Raw genomic sequence first — 19,678 nt, forward strand, 5'->3', positions numbered from 1 at the left:
TTGATAGATGATAAAGGAAGGCCAGTTAATGGAAAATCGCATTATAGTTATAAAGAAATGAATGGTAAGTATACTATTACTTCAAAAAATGTAATCTCATTATCTAAAAATGTTTTCTTATCTTACTATTCACTTGCAAGTACTATGGGACATGAATTAGTACATATGACTCATTATTTTTCTGGAATGTATCAAATATGGGCAAATAAGTATGGGCTCGATGGAGCAAAAACAATTAGTGAAATCTTTGCATATGATTTTAATAAGGGAGGATTTCTTTATAATGTACAAGAACACACTAAAAATATAAACATAGCAAAAGAAAACAAATGGAACTATTAATAAGCGGTGTAGTGAAAAAAGCAATTCAATTAGTTTTTTTTTCTTTATTTTTTCAGTTTGCATATGGACAAAATGGAGTTAGAGTAGAGGTATTAAATTCAAAAGTTGAAGATGGAGATGTGCTTGATGTAAGAATTAGCAATCAAACTGACCAATCAATTTTTCTCCCTTGGGATGTATCCCTATTGTCTTATGAAATGTTGATGGAAGATTTTGAACGAGTAACTGTATTTGTTCCCAAAATTATAGTAAGAGATTTAAATACAAATGAACAAATTCCTTTTATAGGTGAAGGAACTTCAATATGTGGAGGAGGTTTTGGTAAGCTTGATGCATGGAAGACGTGGTTAGTAAATAAAAAGGAAGAGGATTTTATTCTACTCAAGAAAGGAGAAGAAAGAGAAATTAAAATCCCATTCAAATTGCGATGGATTGAAGATGCGGATAATTTTTATCAGTATAATGTTAGTGATAATGCCTATAATTTGAATTTGAGCTATCAATTGAATCGTGAATGGATGAATAAGTTTATAGATAAAAAGGTTTTAAAACAACTCAAGAAAAAAGGATATATTCCCTATTTGAAGAAAATAGAATCGAATCAAGTGCTTTTGCATATTGACGAGGATAGATTGAGTGAATTAAAATACTAAAAAAGCAATAGAAATAGGTTTCTACTGCTTTTCTCGTTTAAGCTATTTTAAAACAGCAGTAGGATTTGGAGATTAGTTCTTTTTCTTCTCGTAATTTTGTTTAATAACTCTTCTGGATACAAGTCTAAACCATCTATTTGGAGTAACTTAGCGTTTCAACCCAAGCAACCATGATTGCTGGCGGAGGATTATCCGGAGGTATTTCTTCTACCATTGCCGGTGGTGATTTTTGGCATGGCATGCGACAAGGATTGATTGTTAGTGGACTGAATCATGCGATGCATATGGGGTTGGATGGTTTAGAACAAGATAAACCGAAAGAGAAAAATAATGAAAGGGAAAATAAAGATTTTTCGTTGGATAAATTAGCTTCTGATTGGGAAAAAAAATAAAGAAAAGTCAGGTTACAATCATTTTAAAAGAGAAGGTAAGAAATTATATAACCAAATTAATAAACTAGGAGGATATATTATACTAGGATCAGGAGGTGGACTTGCTTCAAGCGGAAATGATATAAAAGGAGTACATAAGATAATTGAGGCTAAGGATATGTCTAATATGGGAGGTGGTGGAGCAATTGTCAAAGGTTGGTTAAAGTTGTTTCAGTATCTAAACGCTATACCTCCAGTTTTCGCGAATGACAAAGCTAAGATGACAATGACTCGACAAAGCAATGATACGATTTTTTATAAATACAGAGAAGCTAATTCTTCAAGAAGCTATCCAGTTTATGTTGTAATGAAAAAAGAAGAATAAAATAAAAAAACATGAAATACTTTAGTAAAATAATTATTGTTCTGTCCTTACTCTTTATATCTTGTAAGGATAAGTATGATTTAAATATAGCATACGCATATCTTGTGTTAGGAGAAGAATTGGATAATAATATTGCTACATTAAATACTGTAATAACTAAAAAAAAGACTAATCCTAGTTTATCTTTAAATGAGAAACACAAGGTTATTGATCACTTGATAGTTGATTACTATAACTATTTGGATGGTTTGGACAGTATAAGTAAACAGAATAAAGAAAATTTGTTTTATAGCGAAGATGTTATGTTGAATCAGGCAAGTGTCTTTAAAAGAAAAACGATTTATTTTTTAGAAAAATTCACAGATGAAGCTGGAGAAAACAGTGAATTAATTCTGTTAGTAAATGATTTATGTAACATTAAAGATATAAAAGTAGAAGAGAATTTTTATGCTGATTATATTGTCTATTATTATCATTCATATCCTTATGAGATATTTAATTATCAAATAAAGAAAAGAAAATTTAATCTTAAAATTATTCAAAGTGAAGTATTTAGCAGTGGTTTGTTAGAACGTTAGATTAGTGGTTTCAAAACAATAGACTTTTGAAGGGAGTAGCTGATAGAATTCATTTGAAAAATGATATTTATAACAAAAGCAGTAGAGAGCATTCCCTACTGCTTTTCTCGTTTAAGCTATTTTAAAACAGCAGTAGGATTTGGAGATTAGTTCTTTTTCTTCTCGTAATTTTGTTGAATAACTCTTCTGGATACAAGTCTAACCATCTATTTGGAGTAACTTAGCACTTCATCCCAAGCAGCCATGATTGCAGGTGGTGGATTATCCGGAGGTATTTCTTCTACCATTGCCGGTGGTGACTTTTGGTATGGCATGCGACAAGGGTTGATTGTTAGTGGGCTGAATCATGTGGTGCATATGTCTGAGGTGAAAGCGTATCAATTGCAGATGAGTTTGGGAGATATTTATATAGAATCAAATCCCGTTTATTTAAATCATCTTAACAAAGTTAATAGTAATAATTGGCAATTTTAAATTATAATATAAAGATGAAAATTTCTTATTTCAAAAGAAAACACTATTACTTATTATTGTTTTTTATATCAATATCTTTCTATGGTCAGAATACTACTCAGGGAGATATATCCTTAACTATTTTAAAAGACTCTATTGAAAATAATAGTTTGGTTACGATTGAGTTTTTTAACCATAGTGATACAGATTATTATCTCCCTTTAGACACCTCAATGGATCGGCATCTTGGTTTTAATAGTTACTATGATAAAAGAAGAGGAGATTTTTCACTGAATGAGGTATGGTATGATAGCAGTATGGAACACGGAAATTATAGAGGAACAGGTATCACAGATTGTATGGATGTTAAACAAAGTTTATTTAGTTTCAGAACGATGAAGGAAGAGGAGAATTTTAAGAATGTTGATATCTTGATAATGGAATCTAATACTTCAGTAAGAATAAAAGTAGCTATACAATTTATTAAGAAGGATATTTATTCTTGTTCTTTATACTATCAGAGTACAGATAATTTATTTGCTAATTTCCAACTAAGCTATCAAGTTGAAAAAGAGAAAATGGAGCAGTTAAGAAAAGGAAATGAGTTTTATGGTAGAAAAAATCTAGAAGATGATGGATATCAATTGTATACAAAAAAGATAGAAAGTAATATTGTGCCGCTTAAAATTTCTGAGAAGATGAAGGAATTTATGAAAGAGCCCTATTATGGGAAAGCTTTTTTAGAAATTGAAAAAGAATAAAGGGTTAACCTATAACAAACAAAAGCAGTAGAGAGAATTCCCTACTGCTTTTCTCATTAAAATGCTAACCTATTCTAACTTTTCTTGTATTGGATCTCGCAATTGTTGTAGGATGGTAACTACTTCGAGTACGCGATAAACATCTGTGTGGTTTAAGGAGAAGTCCTCTCCTGTTTCTGTACAGTTTTGGACATAGAAGTAGAAGAGTTCGTTAATACTTTGCGCATGAGAACTAAAGTTTTCATGGAGTTCATACAGCGTTTCTAAAAGGGCTAAGTTGTGCCAATCATTTGCTGTAGGGATACGCGGTTGGGGTTTTGTACGCATAGTGTTGTAATCTTAGGGTATATAACCCGTATAATTTAGGTGTCCTAACGCTTACAACGGCGTTTACAGTTGTTTCCAATACTGTCACCATATCATACGGGAAAATCTTCTTTAAAATCCGTATGACTTAGGTGTCCTACGCTCAAAGTAAGCGTTACAGTTGTTTCCAATACTATCACCTTACCATACGGTAAAATATTTTTTCAAGATCACAATACTTTGATTTAGGATTACAGTCGATACCACACATATTATTCCAAAAGATCATCTACATACATCAGAATCAGTGTGTTCTTTGTAATGTAAACGAGATTAAAGATTTTTGTTTTTTTTTATAGTTTTGGGAGGTGAGGGAATACCTTCTTTCGTTAAATCCGCGTCATCGGGCAACTCACCAACTCATCGCCTCACCCTCTCACCGAACAACCAACAATATCATTAATTTACTGTAGAAATTCTAAGCGTATACACTTCGAATACTAGAGATTTTTTACCTTTGCCAGATGAGTTTATCTAAAGCAAATGTAGGGTTTATGGCAGCAGTTACGGGGTTAATTGTAGCCAATTTATACTATTGTCAGCCCTTAATTCCCCTTATTGCAGAAGAGTTTCGCGTTTCAGAAGCAGAAGCAGGTACATTAACCTATTTAACCCAAGCAGGTTATGCCATCGGAATGTTTTTAATGATTCCATTGGGCGATAGGCTAGAGCGAAAAAAGCAAATCACCTGGACAACTAGCTTTGCGATTATTGCCTTAGCACTAACAGCCAGTGTGAATAACTTCTTTTGGTTGCAGGTGGTGAGTTTTGTTCTCGGAGCTACGTCTATTGTTCCGCAGTTAGTCTTGCCTATGGCGGCAAGTTTGGCAGACGAAGAGCAGAGAGGAAAAGTGATCGGCACGGTGGTTAGTGGATTGCTCATCGGAATTTTATTCTCCCGTACCTTGAGTGGATTTGTCGGTATGTGGTTGGGATGGCGTGGTATGTTTTGGATTGCAACGGCCATTTGTGTCTTATTGGTGGTGATGATTCAATTTCGTCTACCCATTAATAAACCTACCTATCAAGGATCTATTGCTAGTTTATACGGCTCTTTATTTAAGCTAATTAAAGAACAAGCAGTGTTGCGCGAGGCAACTTGGATTACCAGCTTGGCATTTGCTCAATTTGGAGCATTTTGGACTACGATGGTCTTGTTGTTGCACAATCAACCCTTTGGTTATGACAGCGCGTTGATTGGATCCTTTGGATTGATTGGCGCTTGTGGTGCTTTCGCTGCACCTTTAGTCGGGAAAATTGGCGGAGCAGGGGGAGCGCAGAAATTAATTCTCTATGGGATAGGCATGACATTCTTCAGCTTTGTTGTTTTTGCCCTTTCTGCCAGCTCTATTGTTGGGATAATCATCGGAATTGTCCTTATTGATTTGGGCTTACAGACCATACATGTATCCAATCAAACGCGAATCTACTCCTTACTACCCGAAGCACGGAACCGACTAAATACTGTCTATATGTCATTTAGTTTCCTCGGAACTGCGTTTGGCTCGGCTTTTGGTTTATATTTGTGGAAATATTTTGGCTGGGTAGGCGTGTGTATCGGTGGCATGGTTTTGGCCTTTTTGTCATTCTTGATTTACCTGCGCGCTCAAAGAAAAAGAAGTACTAAAAATTAATAATATAAGAAGAATGGAAAACGGTATTTACGCAAAATTTAATACGTCAAAAGGCGAGATTTTAGTTAAACTAACTGAAGATAAAACACCCGGAACAGTAGGTAACTTTGTTGCTTTAGCAGAAGGGAAATTAGAAAATTCAGCACGTCCACAAGGAAAACCTTATTATGATGGATTAAAATTTCATCGAGTTATACCTGATTTTATGATTCAAGGAGGATGTCCTCAAGGTATTGGATCAGGGGGTCCGGGGTACACATTTGACGACGAGTTTGACGCAAGTTTGAAACACGACGGTCCTGGTGTATTGTCAATGGCTAATGCTGGTCCTGGAACAAACGGATCTCAATTCTTTATCACGCACGTAGCAACTCCTTGGTTAGACGGAAAACACACCGTGTTTGGACGCGTAATCAAGGGACAAGATATCGTAGATGCGATTGGACAAGATGACGTAATCGAATCATTGGAGATCGTTCGAGTAGGAGAAGAAGCACAAAAATGGAATGCAGTAGAAGCGTTTAGAATGTTTGAAGGAGCAAGAGAGAAGCGCGTGGCAGAACAAAAAGCAGCCGCAGAGGAAGCTTTAGAAAAAGTAGCTGCTGGTTTTGAGCGTACAGAAAGCGGATTGCGTTACCAAATGATCGTAAACGGATCGGGAGCAAAAGCAGAAAAAGGAAAAACAGTTGCGGTTCACTATAAAGGAGCATTAGACAATGGAACGGAGTTCGATAACTCATACAAACGCAAAAAACCAATCGAGTTTCCATTAGGTATGGGACACGTAATCGAAGGATGGGACGAGGGAATCGCCTTATTGAGAGTTGGTGATAAAGCGCGCTTTGTTATTCCATCGTATTTAGGATACGGAGAAAGAGGCGCAGGAGGGGTTATTCCTCCCAATGCAATTCTAGTGTTCGATGTTGAATTAATGGACGTAAAGTAATATAAAAAATGCTCCCAATCTTGTTTAAGTTTGGGAGTTTTTTATCGAACTCATCTTGACTTTTTCTAATTGGTTAAAAAACTGCTCTTCTGAGTCTGCTTTTCTCCATTTTTTCATTCCGTAGCCCTGCTATGCAACTTAAAAATGCCTTTAATCAGACTCAAAATAGCTAATTTTCACTTCAATCAAAACAGTCAGGATGAGTTCATCAAACCTATTTTTAGTTATGAAAGAGAAAATCAATACGTGTTACGAAAAAATAAAACCGTATGTACACCATACTCCTATCATGGAATCTGGGCATATTGAAAACTTTTTAGGTAGTGATTTGTATTTTAAATGTGAAAACTTTCAACGCGCAGGTGCCTTTAAAATGAGAGGAGCAACGAATGCTGTTTTACATCTTACTGAAGCACAAAGGGAAAAAGGAGTCGTTACACATTCCTCCGGTAATTTTGCACAAGCACTCGCACTCGCTGCTCGTACGTTTGGTGTGAAATGCTATATCGTAATGCCCTTTAATGCACCGCATGTAAAAAGAGACGCAGTGGTGATGTATGGTGGAGAAATTGTAGAATGTGCGCCAACAATGGAATCTCGAGAACGTGTATGCAATCAAGTGATTGAAGAAACAGGTGCTACCTTTATCCATCCATCGAATGAAATGAATGTGATTATTGGGAATAGTACCGCAACCAAAGAATTGTTGGAAATTCACCCCGATTTAGATGCGTTAATCGTTCCTGTTGGTGGTGGTGGATTATTGGCGGGTACGATTTTAGCTGCTCAAACCTATGGTAAAGAGGGGATTGAAGTATACGCGGGCGAACCCTATGAAGTAGATGATGCCTTTCGCTCTTTAGCAAGTGGTACGATTGAATCAAATCTCTCAGTAGATACCATAGCAGATGGCTTGCGTACGCAATTAGGGGATGTGAACTTTCCTATCATTAAGGAAGGGGTAAAAGCGATTATTCGCGTTCGTGAAAATGAAATAGTCAGCGCAATGCGACTCATTTGGCAGCGAATGAAAATTGTCGTTGAACCAAGTAGTGCCGTGGCACTCGCCGTTCTAATCAAAGAACGTCCCTTGTTTGAAGGTAAAAAAGTAGGTATTATCTTGTCTGGCGGTAATGTCGATTTAGATAATTTGCCGTTTGATTAACCGTTAACGGTTAACAGAAGATATTCAATGATAAATAAACCATTCCTTTGTAGGGGTGGTTTTTTTGTTTGGTGTTTTTTGTTTATTGATTAACCGTTAACCGTTAACGGTTTGAACATCCTTAAATACTTTGTAAAAACGTGACACCTCATGATAGTTGTAATAGGTTAACTGCAAATCATCAAGCTCACGTAAAGAGTGGTGTTCTAACTAAGAGATGGAAGAATTAGTACAAGACTAATAAACAAAAACAACGACTGCTACACGAATAAAAGGACTACTAAAAAATGTACAGTACTAAGTGGGATTATGAACTATAGCTGTACAGTTGTAGTAGGACGAGCTATACTTTGTAGGGGATGAGTCCATAGTGAGTCCATGGTGAGTCCATAGTGAGTCCATTAAAAGATTGTTTTTAATAGACTCACTATGGACTCACCATGGAGGTATATTTGACTCATATCGATGATGACTGCTCTAAAGGCTATCTGTGGTCACTTCCTGTTGTGATTTGTTGGTTGTATGTTGTTCCTTGATAATCGAAAAACGACAATCATCCATTAACCAAACAATTGATCATACGAAGTATGGTATTTTTTCTTGAGTCGTTGTTTTGTTTTTTTGACTGCGTCAATTGTAATGCCTAAAATATTAGCGGTTTCCTGATTGGTTAGGTTTAATTTTTGCAACAAGATAACGCGCAGATTGGAATCTGTTAGATCGGGAAATTGTTCCATAAGTTTTTCAAAATATTCACTTTGTTCCGTTTGAAAGGTTTTTTTGAAGATCATCCAGCTTTCATCTGTCATTAAATGCGAAGAAATCGTTTGCTCTAATTTCATTCGCTCCGTTTGTGACTTTACGCTTGTTGAGTCTTTGAGTTTATTTAATTCGACTTCTAAGATGTTAATTTGTTTTGTTTTTTCTGCTAAGTATTCTTTATAGGAATCTAGCGAGTGATTGGTGTCTTGCCATCTCTTTTCGGATTCAGCCATTTCTTGTTCAATTTTGAGAATGTTTGATTCATATAGAAAGGCTTGTTTAGAGAGCTGTTTTCGGTAAATACGGTACACAAAAACTAGAATACACCCCAAGGAAAAAGAGAGGGAAATGAAAAGCAAGCGCTGATAATTAATTTTCTCATAGTGATAACGCTGTGCGTCAATTTGTAAGTTGATGAGCTCTATTTCTGCATCCCAATTGATTTGATCAATCGCTTTTTCTCCTTCGGTTTCATTGATGTATTCATGGAGTGTTGTGAGGTGACGACGATAGAGGAGCTCTCTTTTTTCATCCTTTTCGGCAATAGAGATCTCCAATAGTAGCTCCATAATTTCATATTCAAAGCCTTTGACATAGTTTAAACTTTGGGCATAGGTGAAGGCTTCTAAGGCATTTTTCTTAGCTAAAGGTACATCGTTTTTGTCCCAGTACACTTGAGCAAGGGAGATCAATGCATACATCGTATTCTTCTTGTCGTCTACTTTTTTTGACAAGGCAATGTCTTCTTCTAAATAACTGATGGCTTTTTCCCAATTTTGCTTGTTGTTTTCAATCATGGCTAGATCACCTAGTACTTTAGCATAGCGCAAGAGATCGCCTTGACTTTCAGATAAATTCTTCGCTTGTATTAAATAGGGGTAGGCTAAGGCTTCTTGTTTGTCTTTGATAGCGAAATTTCCAATAGCATTTAAGAGGCTGGTATAGTTGATGTTGTCTTTGGTTGTGAGTTGTAGCGCTTTGGTTAGATAGGTAATTCCCTGCTTGTATTTGCCTATTGTTCCGTAGAAAAAACCGATTTTTCTGTAGATGTCGGTTGATTGAATGGTGATCTGTTCGGGGTGGTTATCTAAGATAAAGGCAACTTCACTGTAGTAATTGGCGGATTCAATATAGTGATTGTAGTTGTAGTAGTAAAAGCCAATTTGGGTGTATGCCCAGTGTTTGAGATTGGGAAAATCAATGGCTTCTAGCTGTTCTTCTACTTCCTTAAAAAGCAAGGTCGTTTGTTCATTAAAGGCGCCAAGCTCTTTAGCTTTAATTTGTGCGCGTTTAACTTTTACAATGACATTGTATATGCTTTTAGTTAGCTCCAATTCTTTAGGAGATTTACTTAAAAGGACTTCTTCTAATTTAATTAAATCATCTACTTTATTTAATTCTGCAAGGAAAAGATTGATTTGATTCGAAGTGTGTTCTGTTTGTTTAGAACAAGAGAACATTAGTGCAAGTATGAGAATAAATAATGTTTTTTTCATAAATAAAGAGAAAAGTTAAATTTTCAGATGTCCACCCTTATGTCCACCTCGATGTCCACCCCAAATATAGTGTCTTTTTTAACAGAATGTTTTACTTTGCTTAAGAATTTGTTTCAGGGAGTAGATAAAAGTATCCTGCGGCAGTAGAATCACAAATAGAGACGTTCTTCATTTAATGTATAAGGCAGTATAAAGCGATAGAAGTAGGGAGTGTTTAGCACAGCGTAAGGGGAACAGTGTTTACAGGTAGAAGAGTTCCACAGTAAACAGGAGGATACCTGCTGTATAAGGAAGAAACAGACCTTGGGAGCGTTTTAAGGCAAGCGTTGTTGTGGGAGTATAAACAAGGATCACAACAAAGGAGAAGGAACGGAATAAAGAGCATTTACCAACCAACTAACTATATTGTATGAATCCTAATTCTCTTCCTTGTGATGTTGAACCATTAGTCATCATTGCAAGGAAAGAATACAAGGAAGGGGACCTTTCGAGGTTTATTAATTTTAAAGAGTACTCAGGCGATGATATAGACATTGTCGCCTGATTTTTGAAAGAAAATGAAAAAGGAAATTACTTATAAGCTTTGCAGTGAAGCTTGAGTATTGGTTTTTAATAAATTTTTTTGTTTTAATTGTTTTGGATACTCATTCCATTCTAACCAATTGAAGGAGTATTTTTTGGGAAAGAAAAAGGTCAGCGATAGCTGACCTTTTTTATTTCGATAGGTTTGTGTACTTATGCTTTTTTACGTGTATCCAATTCTCCAAAATACATTTCTTGGAAGCTTTTGTTTACGCCGTGATCTACGCGTTTGTGGAACGTTCTAGGATCGATCTCACTAGGTTTCTCGTATCCAACAGCACTGATGAATTCTCCTAGAGCCTTCATTGTGTTTTTATGGAAGTTCGCAACACGCATTCTCTTGTCTGTTACATCTAAAGCCTTGTAAAGTGTTTCATCTTGTGTTGCAATACCTACAGGACAATGTCCACTGTCACACTGTAAAGCTTGAATACAACCTAAAGCAAACATCATACCACGCGCACTGTAACATGCATCAGCTCCAAGGGCAATTGCTTTAGCAATGTCAAAAGCAGAAATAATTCTACCTGAAGCTAAAAGTCTAATTTTCCCTCTTAAACCATTTTCTATCAATGTTTTGTTGGCAAATACCAAAGCGTCATTTAAAGCCATACCCATATAATCGATAAACTCTAATGGAGCAGCTCCTGTACCACCTTCAGCACCGTCAATGGTAATGAAGTCTGGTGTGATACCCGTTTGTTTCATTGCGTCGACAATTGCTAAAAACTCATCTCTACGACCAATACAGATTTTAAATCCTACTGGTTTTCCGTTAGACAACAAGCGAAGTTTAGCTAAGAATTGAACAAGTTCAGTTGGGTTGCTAAATGCAGTGTGTCCTGACGGAGAATGAACCGTTGTATGAGGAGTAATACTTCTAATTCCAGCAATTTCTACGGTGTTTTTTTCCGCAGGTAATAAACCTCCGTGTCCTGGCTTTGCTCCTTGAGAAAGTTTTAACTCGATCATTTTTACCTCAGGATAGTTGGAACGCTCTTCGAATAAGGGCTCACTGAAGAATCCTTTTTCATCGCGACAACCGAAGTATCCTGTACCAATTTGCCAAATTAAATCTCCTCCTGAACGGTGGTATTGACTGATTCCTCCTTCACCTGTGTTATGTGCAAAACCACCAATCTTAGCTCCTTCATTTAAAGCAGTAATGGCTTTTTTACTTAATGCACCATAACTCATCGCACTAATATTGTAAATACTCGCACTGTACGGTTGTTTACAATCTTCACCTCCAATTAAAGTTCTGAAGTTAGTATCCGATACGTGTTTCGGGTATACTGAGTGAGCAGCCCATTCGTAACCAATGCGGTTTGGATCATCTTGCATACCAAATGAAACCGTTTGCTTCTCATTTTTCGCTCTTTGGTAAACAATTGAACGCTCACGACGGTTAAATGGTTTTCCATCTAATTCTCCCTCCCAAAAATATTGACGCATCTCTGGACGAATAGATTCAAACATGTATCTAAAACGGGCAAATAAGGGGTAGTTTCTACGAATCGTATGTTTACTTTGAAGTAAATCATAGATCGTTAAATATGTAAGGATTCCTGAGATTATAAGATTAACGATGCTAGCTGTTGATTGGGTAAGTACAAAAGTTGTTATAGCGTACAATACGTATATCACAACTAATGTAATGGTCAATTGGCCAAATGTGAATCGATTAAAAAACTTTTTGTGAAACATAAATCTAAAATTTAGTGCAATCTTTTTGTTGTCTAGTTTGTAATGTTAATGGTTTAAAAATAGGGTGAATAGGTTGTGATTCCTCACTTTTTTAGTTTAAAAATAAACAGAAAATAAAATCACTTCTATCGAAAGCAAAGGTAGTAAAGATTTTGAATTTAAAAGATTTTTATAATTATTATTTTGACAGTATTCGGCTGTAAAAATGCTAATATGATAATTTTACTGGATAAGGATAGTGGATTTTTACGTATTTTGGTTAATAACTGTTTAAAATGTAATCTTTGCTCTTGTTTTTTAATATAATAGAGGGAGGATTACGTGTTTTATAGGTATAATTGAAATTTGTAGATGCTGTGTTTTCCGCTGCTCAAGTAGGCGAATAAACAGGCTAAGCCAGCATAGATAAGTACTTCAGCACCAAATAATTCGCCTGCCATGAATATACACGCTAAAGGTGTTTTGGTCGCTCCTGTAAACACGGCAACAAAACCTAAACTCGCGACAAAACCAAGGGGCAATTGGAGGTAAACAGCTAAAAAGCTCCCTAAAGTTGCACCAATGAAGAACAAGGGAGTAACTTCTCCCCCTTTAAAGCCTGCGCCTAAGGTGATCGCTGTGAATATAATTTTGAGCAGAAAAACGGAATAATCTTGGGGGGTTGTGAATGCATCTACTATAGTTTCCACGCCTAAACCTAGAAATCGCGTGTCTTGAAAGCTGTAAAACAAGGCTATAACTAGTAGGCCCCCAAAAAATGGACGCAAGGGAGGAAAGGCAATTCTAGTTGTGGCTATATGGGATACAGCATCCGTTGCTTTGATAAACAAGACGGCAGTCCAACCAAATAGGATACCTGCCAAACTCACCTTAATCAAAGTAAGTGGTGTGAGTGACGGAATATGTTCGACGCTATACACCGTGTGGGTAATGCCCCAAGAGATACAAACCAGATGAGAAACAATAGCTGTGAGAAATAAAGGAAGGATATAGTTGTATTTACTTCGTCCCACGACCATTAGCTCCAAGGCAAATAACATTCCTGCCAGCGGTGTGCCAAAAACGGCAGCAAAACCACCGGCAATTCCCATAAGTAATAACGCTTGTCGATCGGCCGCATCAAGTGGAAAGAGTCGGCTAAACTGATCGGCAATTGCACCACCCATTTGCACCGCTGTTCCCTCTCTTCCTGCAGATCCTCCAAATAGATGGGTAATCCACGTACCAAGCAAAACGAAAGGAGCCATTTTTAAGGGAATTCTTTCAACAGGATGGTGGTATTCTTGGATCAGTAAATTATTTCCCTTATTTGCCGTACCTCCAAAATAGTGATAAAGACCACCAACGAATAATCCCCCAAGCGGTAAACCCCATAAAAGCATAGGTTGATGGATACGCACTTGTGTTACGTATTCGAGAACAGAAAGGAAAATTGCTGCGGATGTACCTATTAAAATACCTAGAACTAGGCTCAATGCAAGCCAAAGTAAGGGCTTATTTGATGGGTAAAAAAGATACTTTTTTGTTTTTTGAACTGTATTCATAACGACGCAGTATAGATTAGTTAAACTATAGTATACTAGACGTCATCAGCTACAAGGCGGTTCAAGGCAGACATCATTGCCTATTATGATAGGACAAAGATAAAAAAAAAGTCCAACTCAGCGAGTTGAACTTTATATTTTTTAGCGTTGATTAAATGTCATCAAATTCTACATCTGTAAAATTGTTCAAAGAATCAGACTCTTCTTTTTGATATTCTTTTTTGAAATCCTTTTGGTGTCTTTCAGAAATAACTTCTTCTCCTTTGTGATTAACAACATACTCTGTCATTTCATCTAAGATCTCTTTAAAGGCAGTGAAATCCTCTTTATATAAGTAGATCTTGTGTTTTTTAAAGTGAAATGATCCGTCGTCTTCTGTGAATTTTTTGCTTTCAGTTACGGTTATGTAGTAATCATCCGCCTTTGTAGCTCTTACATCAAAGAAATAAGTTCTTCTACCAGCTCTCAATACTTTAGAGAAAATCTCTTCTTTTTCTAACATTTCGTTATCTCTCATAATCCTTCTATCAATTAATTGATTTGTATATATAGCTTTCAAAAGTCTAAAAAAAATCCTAATAAACCAACTTTTTACACTATTTCTTTTTCTTTCAATTGTTTTTCATGTAACTCCGCATAATATCCTTCTTGATTGATCAAACTTTCGTGTGTTCCCTCTTGAATTATTCTACCTTGATCCAGCACAATTATCTTGTCTGCATTTTTTGCGGAGGAGATACGGTGGGTTACAATAAGTGTTGTAATGTGTTTGCTGTGTTGTTCTAAGTGCTTTAAAATGCGCTCTTCCGTTTCTGTATCTACGGCGGATAAGGCATCGTCAAGCAAGAGAATTGGCGCGTCTTTAATCAAGGCACGAGCAATGGAAACGCGTTGTTTTTGTCCACCTGATAAGGTTAAGCCACGTTCGCCTAATACGGTTTCATAGCCGTGTTCAAATTGTTCAATATTGTGATGAACTACAGCCTTCTTAGCCGCTTCCACAATCTCTTCTATGGTTGCATCTTCTTTTCCAAAGCGTATATTATTGCTGATGGTATCGGAAAATAAAAAGGAATCCTGTGGTACAACAGCTACATTTTTTCTTAAATCACGAAGATTACAATCTTTAATTGGCGTTTGGTCAAAGTAAATTTGTCCCTCGTCAATTGTATACATTCGACTAATTAAAGAAAGTAAGGTACTCTTTCCTGAACCTGTTTTACCCAAAATAGCTAAAGTTTCTCCTTGTTTTAATGAAAATGAAACATCTTGTAAGGCAACAATCCCCGTGTCAGAATAGGTAAAAGAAACGCGGTCAAAAACAATATTGCCCTTTATTTCTGTTGGATTGGGATTGGTGTTGAAAATCTCAGGTTGTACTTCTAAGAACTCATTAATGCGCTTTTGGGAAGCCTCCGCTTCTTGAATCATGGAAGAAATCCATCCCAAGGAGGCAACAGGCCAAGTTAACATATTGATATAGAGGATGAATTGTGCAATTACACCGATGTCGGGTAGCTTGCCATTGAAGTATAATATGGATCCTATGGTAATAACAATCAAGTTGCTCAATCCAATGAGCAAAATCATTAGAGGACCAATCAGCGCGCCAGTCTTCGCTAGTTTTAACGATTTTTCTTTGCTGCTCTCTGTTAATACTTCAAATTCTTCTACTTTTTTATTCTCTATGGCATAGGCCTTGATCACGCGCATACCTGAAAAAATCTCTTGCGTAAAGGTCGATAAAACGGATAAATTCTGTTGGAAAATTAAGCTGCGCTCGTTGATTTGTCGACTGAGTTTAAAGATAAAGTAACCCAACAACGGCAACGGCAACAACGAATATAGTGTTAATTGTGGCGAAATAATGTACATTTGGGTTAGTACTACGGCAAATCGAATAAGTGTATTGATAGAGTACATCACCGCTGGACCTACATACTGTCGCACTTTTCCAACGTCTTCACTGATGCGATTCATCAAATCACCCGTGCGATTCTGTTTGTAAAAACTTTGAGTTAGAATTTCATAGTGCTTAAAAACATCGTTCTTTAGGTCAAACTCAATGTGACGAGACATAACAATGAGGGTTTGTCGCATTAAAAAAGTCAAGAATCCCGCAATAAGTGTTGTGACTAAAATCCAAAAAATGTTGGATAACAACAACGCTGTTACTTTTTCTTTGTCAAAAGCAGTAAGTTGCTCCAAGATACGGATAGAGTCTCCAACTAATTTAGGGGTGTAAAGCGTAAATATTTGGGCGACAATGGTTATAATAACACCCGTTAAAAAGTGATATTTATACTTGAAAAAATATTTATTTAAGGATTGTAAAGCACGCATAGTTTGTTTGTCTAGTCTTGCAAAGTAAGAAAAAATAAGGGTTTAAATGCCTTTTTTCTTCTTTTAAAAAGTGATGGACAAATATAAACTATTATTCTTTTTTCTTGGGGAAAAGGTTGAGACAAAAGTAAAAAATGAAAATCTTGTTTTCTTATTTTTATAGTGGAAGCCCTTGTTTAGAACCTCTTTCTTCTTTATCTCCAGGTGTTATTATTTGGCTCAAGTGTTCGGTGAACCTCCCTTTCTTTGTGATTTCTTCCTTTCAGTCGAACAAGGTATTCTGTTTGTTAAAAGTAATATAACTCTTAGTTAATAATTTACTAATAAAATGAAAGTAGAATAAAAACTAAATATATTTGTTACAACAATATAGAACAGAAATGAGTGTATTCATTATAAAAAAAGGAAAGAAGATGTACTTACGCCAATGGTCGTGAGCAAGGTCCTTTTTTTATAAGTAATTTAAAATAACAAGGGGTTTGTCGCGAAGACAACCCCTTTTTTTATGAAAAATAACGAGGATGAAAGTTTTAAAATTTGGAGGAACTTCTGTCGGAAGTCCAGCGCGATTTAAAGGATTATGGCCAATTATTCAATCGCAAGCCACAGATAAACGGGTGATTGTTCTTTCTGCAGTAGCAGGAACGACAAATGCATTAGTGGATATTGCCCATCAGTATGTAAACGGAAATATAGCAGAAGCGCGGAAGCTCCTACAAGGTTTAAAACACACGTATGACGTTTTTGTAACCGAACTTTTTTCTACGCCTAGGGGTAGGGGTCAGGGACAAGAGGTTGTTGATCGCCATTTTTGTTTTGTAGATGATTTGGGCAACGATTTGTTTACTTCTGTTGAGGAGCGCTTAGTCTTAGCACAAGGAGAACTTTTATCAACCACTTTATTTCATTATTATTTACAAGAAATAGGTGTAGCAAGTGTTTTACTGCCTGCCTTGGACTTTATGCGTATGAGTGAAGATAATGAGCCCGATTTGTCTTACATACAGGATCATTTAGGGCAGTTGCTAGCCAAACATGAATCGGATACGGTTTTTATTACACAAGGGTATATTTGTAGAAATGCTTTTGGTGAAGTAGATAATTTGAGAAGAGGAGGGTCAGACTATACGGCTTCTTTGATTGGAGCAGCGTTAGCGGTAGAAGAGATTCAAATTTGGACAGATATAGACGGTTTTCACAATAATGATCCTCGCTATGTAGCTCAAACAAAACCAATTGCTAATTTGAGTTTCGATGAGGCAGCGGAATTGGCTTATTTTGGTGCGAAAATATTGCATCCTCAAAGTGTGTTTCCTGCTCAAAAGGCGAATGTTCCTGTTCGTCTACTCGATACGATGAATATTGAGGCAACGGGAACCTTAATATCCTCTCGTTTTGATCATGCAGACGAGATTGTCGCTGTTGCAGCAAAAGATAATATTACAGCGATTCGCATTCACTCGTCTCGAATGTTGTTAGCTTACGGATTTCTAAGGCGTGTTTTTGAGGTTTTCGAGCGCTATAAAACACCAATCGATATGATCACAACTTCTGAGGTTGCTGTATCACTGACGATAGATAGCACGACAAATTTAAATGCTATTGTGAATGAATTAAATCACTTTGGCTCTGTTGATGTCGACGAAAATCAATCCATTGTCTGTATTGTAGGCGATTTTAAACGCAATAAAAAGGGGTATGCAACTTTGGTTTCCGAAGCGGTTAAGCATATTCCAATCCGCATGATTTCCTATGGAGGTAGTGAACACAATATTTCTTTATTACTTCCGTCAACGTACAAAGTAGAAGCTTTACGCGCTTTACACCATCGATTATTTTAAAGTAGAAAAAGTATGAGTTTAACCGATATAGTAGAACAGGTAAAAAGGGAGGAAACTCCATTGTATTATTATGATTTGCCTTTGTTAAGGGAGACAATTACTTGTGCAAAACAAGCAGCTGATCGCTGGGGATACCACATTCACTATGCTGTAAAAGCAAATAACAACCCGCGAATTTTGCAGGAAATTAGTCAACAGGGATTAGGGGCGGATTGTGTGAGTGGATTGGAAATTGAACGTGCTATTGCTCATGGGTTTACGGCAAAAAATATTGTGTTTGCAGGAGTTGGCAAGACGGATAAAGAAATTCGAATCGCTTTAGCACAACAAATTTTAGCGTTTAATGTTGAATCACTTGATGAGTTAAAAGTGATTGGTTCTCTTGCAGAAGAGATGAAAACGCAAGCTCGTGTAGCGTTGCGTATCAATCCCAATATTGATGCGCAAACGCATCATTATATAACCACGGGTTTAGACGAAAATAAATTTGGGATTATGATGCATGAATTGGAGGATTGTCTTACTTGGATAAACACGCATGCAGCGGCTTTAAACTTGGTAGGATTGCATTTTCACGTAGGATCTCAAATTACGGATTGGAATGTGTTTAAGCGGTTGTGTTTAAAAGTAAATGAATGGAATGCGTGGTTTATCGAACGGGGAATTACAGTACCTATACTTAATGTTGGAGGTGGAGTAGGAGTGAATTATACGGATCCTACGGGTGATCCCATCGTCGATTTTGAGGCTTTTTTTGGGATCTTTAATCAATTTTTAACCCCTAAAAAGGGACAACAAGTACACTTTGAGCTGGGAAGGTCGCTCGTTGCAACTTGTGGTAGTTTGATCAGCCGTGTTTTGTATATCAAAAATGGCTTGGAAAAAAACTTTGCGATTCTCGATGCTGGTATGACCGAATTGCTGCGTCCCGCTTTGTACCAAGCCTATCATAAGATAGAGTGCCTAACTGCAGAAGAATCTCAAGGCGAACAACGAATACACTACGATGTTGTGGGGCCTATTTGCGAAAGTAGTGATTGTTTTGGGAAAAATGTGGCATTGCCTAAATTGACTCGAGGTGACTTGATTGCTATTCGTTCTGCAGGAGCTTATGGTGAAGTAATGTCCTCTCGTTACAATTTGAGACAACCACTGCATTATTATTTTAAAGAATAAAATCTTTTGTAGTTGTTATTAGAAATTCTTTGTTAAATTTGATTGTAATAAAAATAGAACTTTAATTTAATCCCAAGAAAAATGAAATTAGGAGATATCGACGTAGCAGGAGAATTAATCGATTTAAACTTTCAATTGTTAAGAACACAAATCTTATTAGAAGAAGTATTAAAACACAATGCAGAAACATTAAAACTACCTTCACCAGAAGCGATGAATGAGATTAATGAGTTTGCTTTACAATCTATTCAAAAGAAATTTCCAAATATGAATATTGCTAAAAGGGACGAAGAGCAACCTAAAGCAGAATAAGCATAAAAAAAGTCGTGATTCAATCACGACTTTTTTTATTTCTCCTCTTTGAACTTCTACTTCTATTGCGCAAGTAAATTTTTGATCTTTCTTATTGGCAAGGACTTCGTAGTGTTAAATAGATTATTGTTTGATTATTGTAAAAAACAAGTAAAAATCATTTTATTTTTATGCTTATTGTATTTTATTTAAAATAAATATGATTTTTTATTAGAAATTAATTAAAATGTTTTAATTTAATGTAAAACATTAATCTAATTT

19 protein-coding genes and 1 riboswitch are annotated in these 19,678 nt (G+C 36.2%); of the genes, 13 read left to right on the plus strand and 6 right to left on the minus strand.

Going from position 1 to position 19,678, the window contains the following annotated elements:
* The 7 genes from ACPDG9_RS05155 (at position 1) to ACPDG9_RS05185 (ending at position 3,543) form a co-directional block, all read left to right on the plus strand.
* A complete protein-coding gene (locus tag ACPDG9_RS05155) occupies positions 1 to 342 on the plus strand; it encodes a hypothetical protein (protein ID WP_430526691.1) in 342 nt (113 codons plus the stop codon).
* A complete protein-coding gene (locus ACPDG9_RS05160) occupies positions 330 to 995 on the plus strand; it encodes a hypothetical protein (protein ID WP_430526692.1) in 666 nt (221 codons plus the stop codon). Before ACPDG9_RS05155 ends, ACPDG9_RS05160 begins: the two co-directional genes overlap by 13 nt.
* 170 nt (positions 996 to 1,165) lie before the next feature.
* A complete protein-coding gene (locus tag ACPDG9_RS05165; protein ID WP_430526693.1) occupies positions 1,166 to 1,387 on the plus strand; it encodes a hypothetical protein in 222 nt (73 codons plus the stop codon).
* A gap of 157 nt (positions 1,388 to 1,544) precedes the next feature.
* Positions 1,545 to 1,751, plus strand: coding sequence for a hypothetical protein (locus ACPDG9_RS05170; RefSeq protein ID WP_430526694.1), 207 nt, complete (start codon positions 1,545 to 1,547; stop codon positions 1,749 to 1,751).
* 11 nt (positions 1,752 to 1,762) lie between these two features.
* Complete coding sequence (locus ACPDG9_RS05175) at positions 1,763 to 2,329, plus strand: hypothetical protein (protein WP_430526695.1); 567 nt, start codon at positions 1,763 to 1,765, stop codon at positions 2,327 to 2,329.
* 243 nt (positions 2,330 to 2,572) lie between these two features.
* On the plus strand, positions 2,573 to 2,803 hold the full coding sequence (locus ACPDG9_RS05180; protein WP_430526696.1) for a hypothetical protein: 231 nt from the start codon (positions 2,573 to 2,575) through the stop codon (positions 2,801 to 2,803).
* Positions 2,804 to 2,817: 14 nt separating this feature from the next.
* Positions 2,818 to 3,543, plus strand: a complete 726-nt coding sequence (locus ACPDG9_RS05185; protein WP_430526697.1) for a hypothetical protein — start codon at positions 2,818 to 2,820, stop codon at positions 3,541 to 3,543.
* A 69-nt stretch (positions 3,544 to 3,612) separates the two neighbouring features.
* Here ACPDG9_RS05185 and ACPDG9_RS05190 read toward each other — a convergent pair whose 3' ends face one another.
* The gene (locus ACPDG9_RS05190) at positions 3,613 to 3,870 is read right to left on the minus strand and encodes a hypothetical protein (RefSeq protein ID WP_430526698.1); all 258 of its coding nucleotides are present in this window, start codon (positions 3,868 to 3,870) and stop codon (positions 3,613 to 3,615) included.
* Between the two features lie 503 nt (positions 3,871 to 4,373).
* Here ACPDG9_RS05190 and ACPDG9_RS05195 point away from each other — a divergent pair.
* The 3 genes from ACPDG9_RS05195 (at position 4,374) to ACPDG9_RS05205 (ending at position 7,654) form a co-directional block, all read left to right on the plus strand.
* Positions 4,374 to 5,543, plus strand: a complete 1,170-nt coding sequence (locus ACPDG9_RS05195) for an MFS transporter (protein WP_430526699.1) — start codon at positions 4,374 to 4,376, stop codon at positions 5,541 to 5,543.
* A gap of 13 nt (positions 5,544 to 5,556) precedes the next feature.
* The gene (locus tag ACPDG9_RS05200) at positions 5,557 to 6,489 is read left to right on the plus strand and encodes a peptidylprolyl isomerase (protein WP_430526700.1); all 933 of its coding nucleotides are present in this window, start codon (positions 5,557 to 5,559) and stop codon (positions 6,487 to 6,489) included.
* A 226-nt stretch (positions 6,490 to 6,715) separates the two neighbouring features.
* Positions 6,716 to 7,654 carry a pyridoxal-phosphate dependent enzyme gene (locus ACPDG9_RS05205; RefSeq protein ID WP_430526701.1) on the plus strand — a complete coding sequence of 313 codons (939 nt, stop codon included), beginning with the start codon at positions 6,716 to 6,718 and terminating at the stop codon, positions 7,652 to 7,654.
* A 560-nt stretch (positions 7,655 to 8,214) separates the two neighbouring features.
* Here ACPDG9_RS05205 and ACPDG9_RS05210 read toward each other — a convergent pair.
* From ACPDG9_RS05210 to ACPDG9_RS05230, 5 genes are all read right to left on the minus strand, one after another.
* Positions 8,215 to 9,912, minus strand: coding sequence for a tetratricopeptide repeat protein (locus ACPDG9_RS05210; protein ID WP_430526702.1), 1,698 nt, complete (start codon positions 9,910 to 9,912; stop codon positions 8,215 to 8,217).
* Between the two features lie 735 nt (positions 9,913 to 10,647).
* Entirely contained in the window at positions 10,648 to 12,201 is a 1,554-nt protein-coding gene (locus ACPDG9_RS05215) for an FMN-binding glutamate synthase family protein (protein ID WP_430526703.1), read from the minus strand.
* A 326-nt stretch (positions 12,202 to 12,527) separates the two neighbouring features.
* Entirely contained in the window at positions 12,528 to 13,745 is a 1,218-nt protein-coding gene (locus tag ACPDG9_RS05220) for a chloride channel protein (RefSeq protein WP_430526704.1), read from the minus strand.
* Positions 13,746 to 13,774: 29 nt separating this feature from the next.
* Positions 13,775 to 13,835, minus strand: a riboswitch (Fluoride riboswitch).
* A 61-nt stretch (positions 13,836 to 13,896) separates the two neighbouring features.
* The gene (locus tag ACPDG9_RS05225) at positions 13,897 to 14,262 is read right to left on the minus strand and encodes a PUR family DNA/RNA-binding protein (protein ID WP_430526705.1); all 366 of its coding nucleotides are present in this window, start codon (positions 14,260 to 14,262) and stop codon (positions 13,897 to 13,899) included.
* A 74-nt stretch (positions 14,263 to 14,336) separates the two neighbouring features.
* Entirely contained in the window at positions 14,337 to 16,088 is a 1,752-nt protein-coding gene (locus tag ACPDG9_RS05230; RefSeq protein WP_430526706.1) for an ABC transporter ATP-binding protein, read from the minus strand.
* 521 nt (positions 16,089 to 16,609) lie between these two features.
* Here ACPDG9_RS05230 and ACPDG9_RS05235 point away from each other — a divergent pair.
* The 3 genes from ACPDG9_RS05235 (at position 16,610) to ACPDG9_RS05245 (ending at position 19,417) form a co-directional block, all read left to right on the plus strand.
* Positions 16,610 to 17,929 (plus strand): aspartate kinase, encoded by a 1,320-nt coding sequence (locus ACPDG9_RS05235; protein ID WP_430526707.1) that lies wholly within the window; start codon positions 16,610 to 16,612, stop codon positions 17,927 to 17,929.
* A gap of 12 nt (positions 17,930 to 17,941) precedes the next feature.
* Entirely contained in the window at positions 17,942 to 19,105 is a 1,164-nt protein-coding gene (lysA, locus tag ACPDG9_RS05240) for a diaminopimelate decarboxylase (RefSeq protein WP_430526708.1), read from the plus strand.
* Positions 19,106 to 19,186: 81 nt separating this feature from the next.
* Positions 19,187 to 19,417 (plus strand): hypothetical protein, encoded by a 231-nt coding sequence (locus ACPDG9_RS05245; RefSeq protein WP_182647779.1) that lies wholly within the window; start codon positions 19,187 to 19,189, stop codon positions 19,415 to 19,417.
* The last annotated feature ends 261 nt before the right edge of the window (positions 19,418 to 19,678 follow it).

It is taken from the genome of Myroides sp. C6-3, from assembly GCF_050522425.1.
GTDB lineage: Bacteria > Bacteroidota > Bacteroidia > Flavobacteriales > Flavobacteriaceae > Flavobacterium.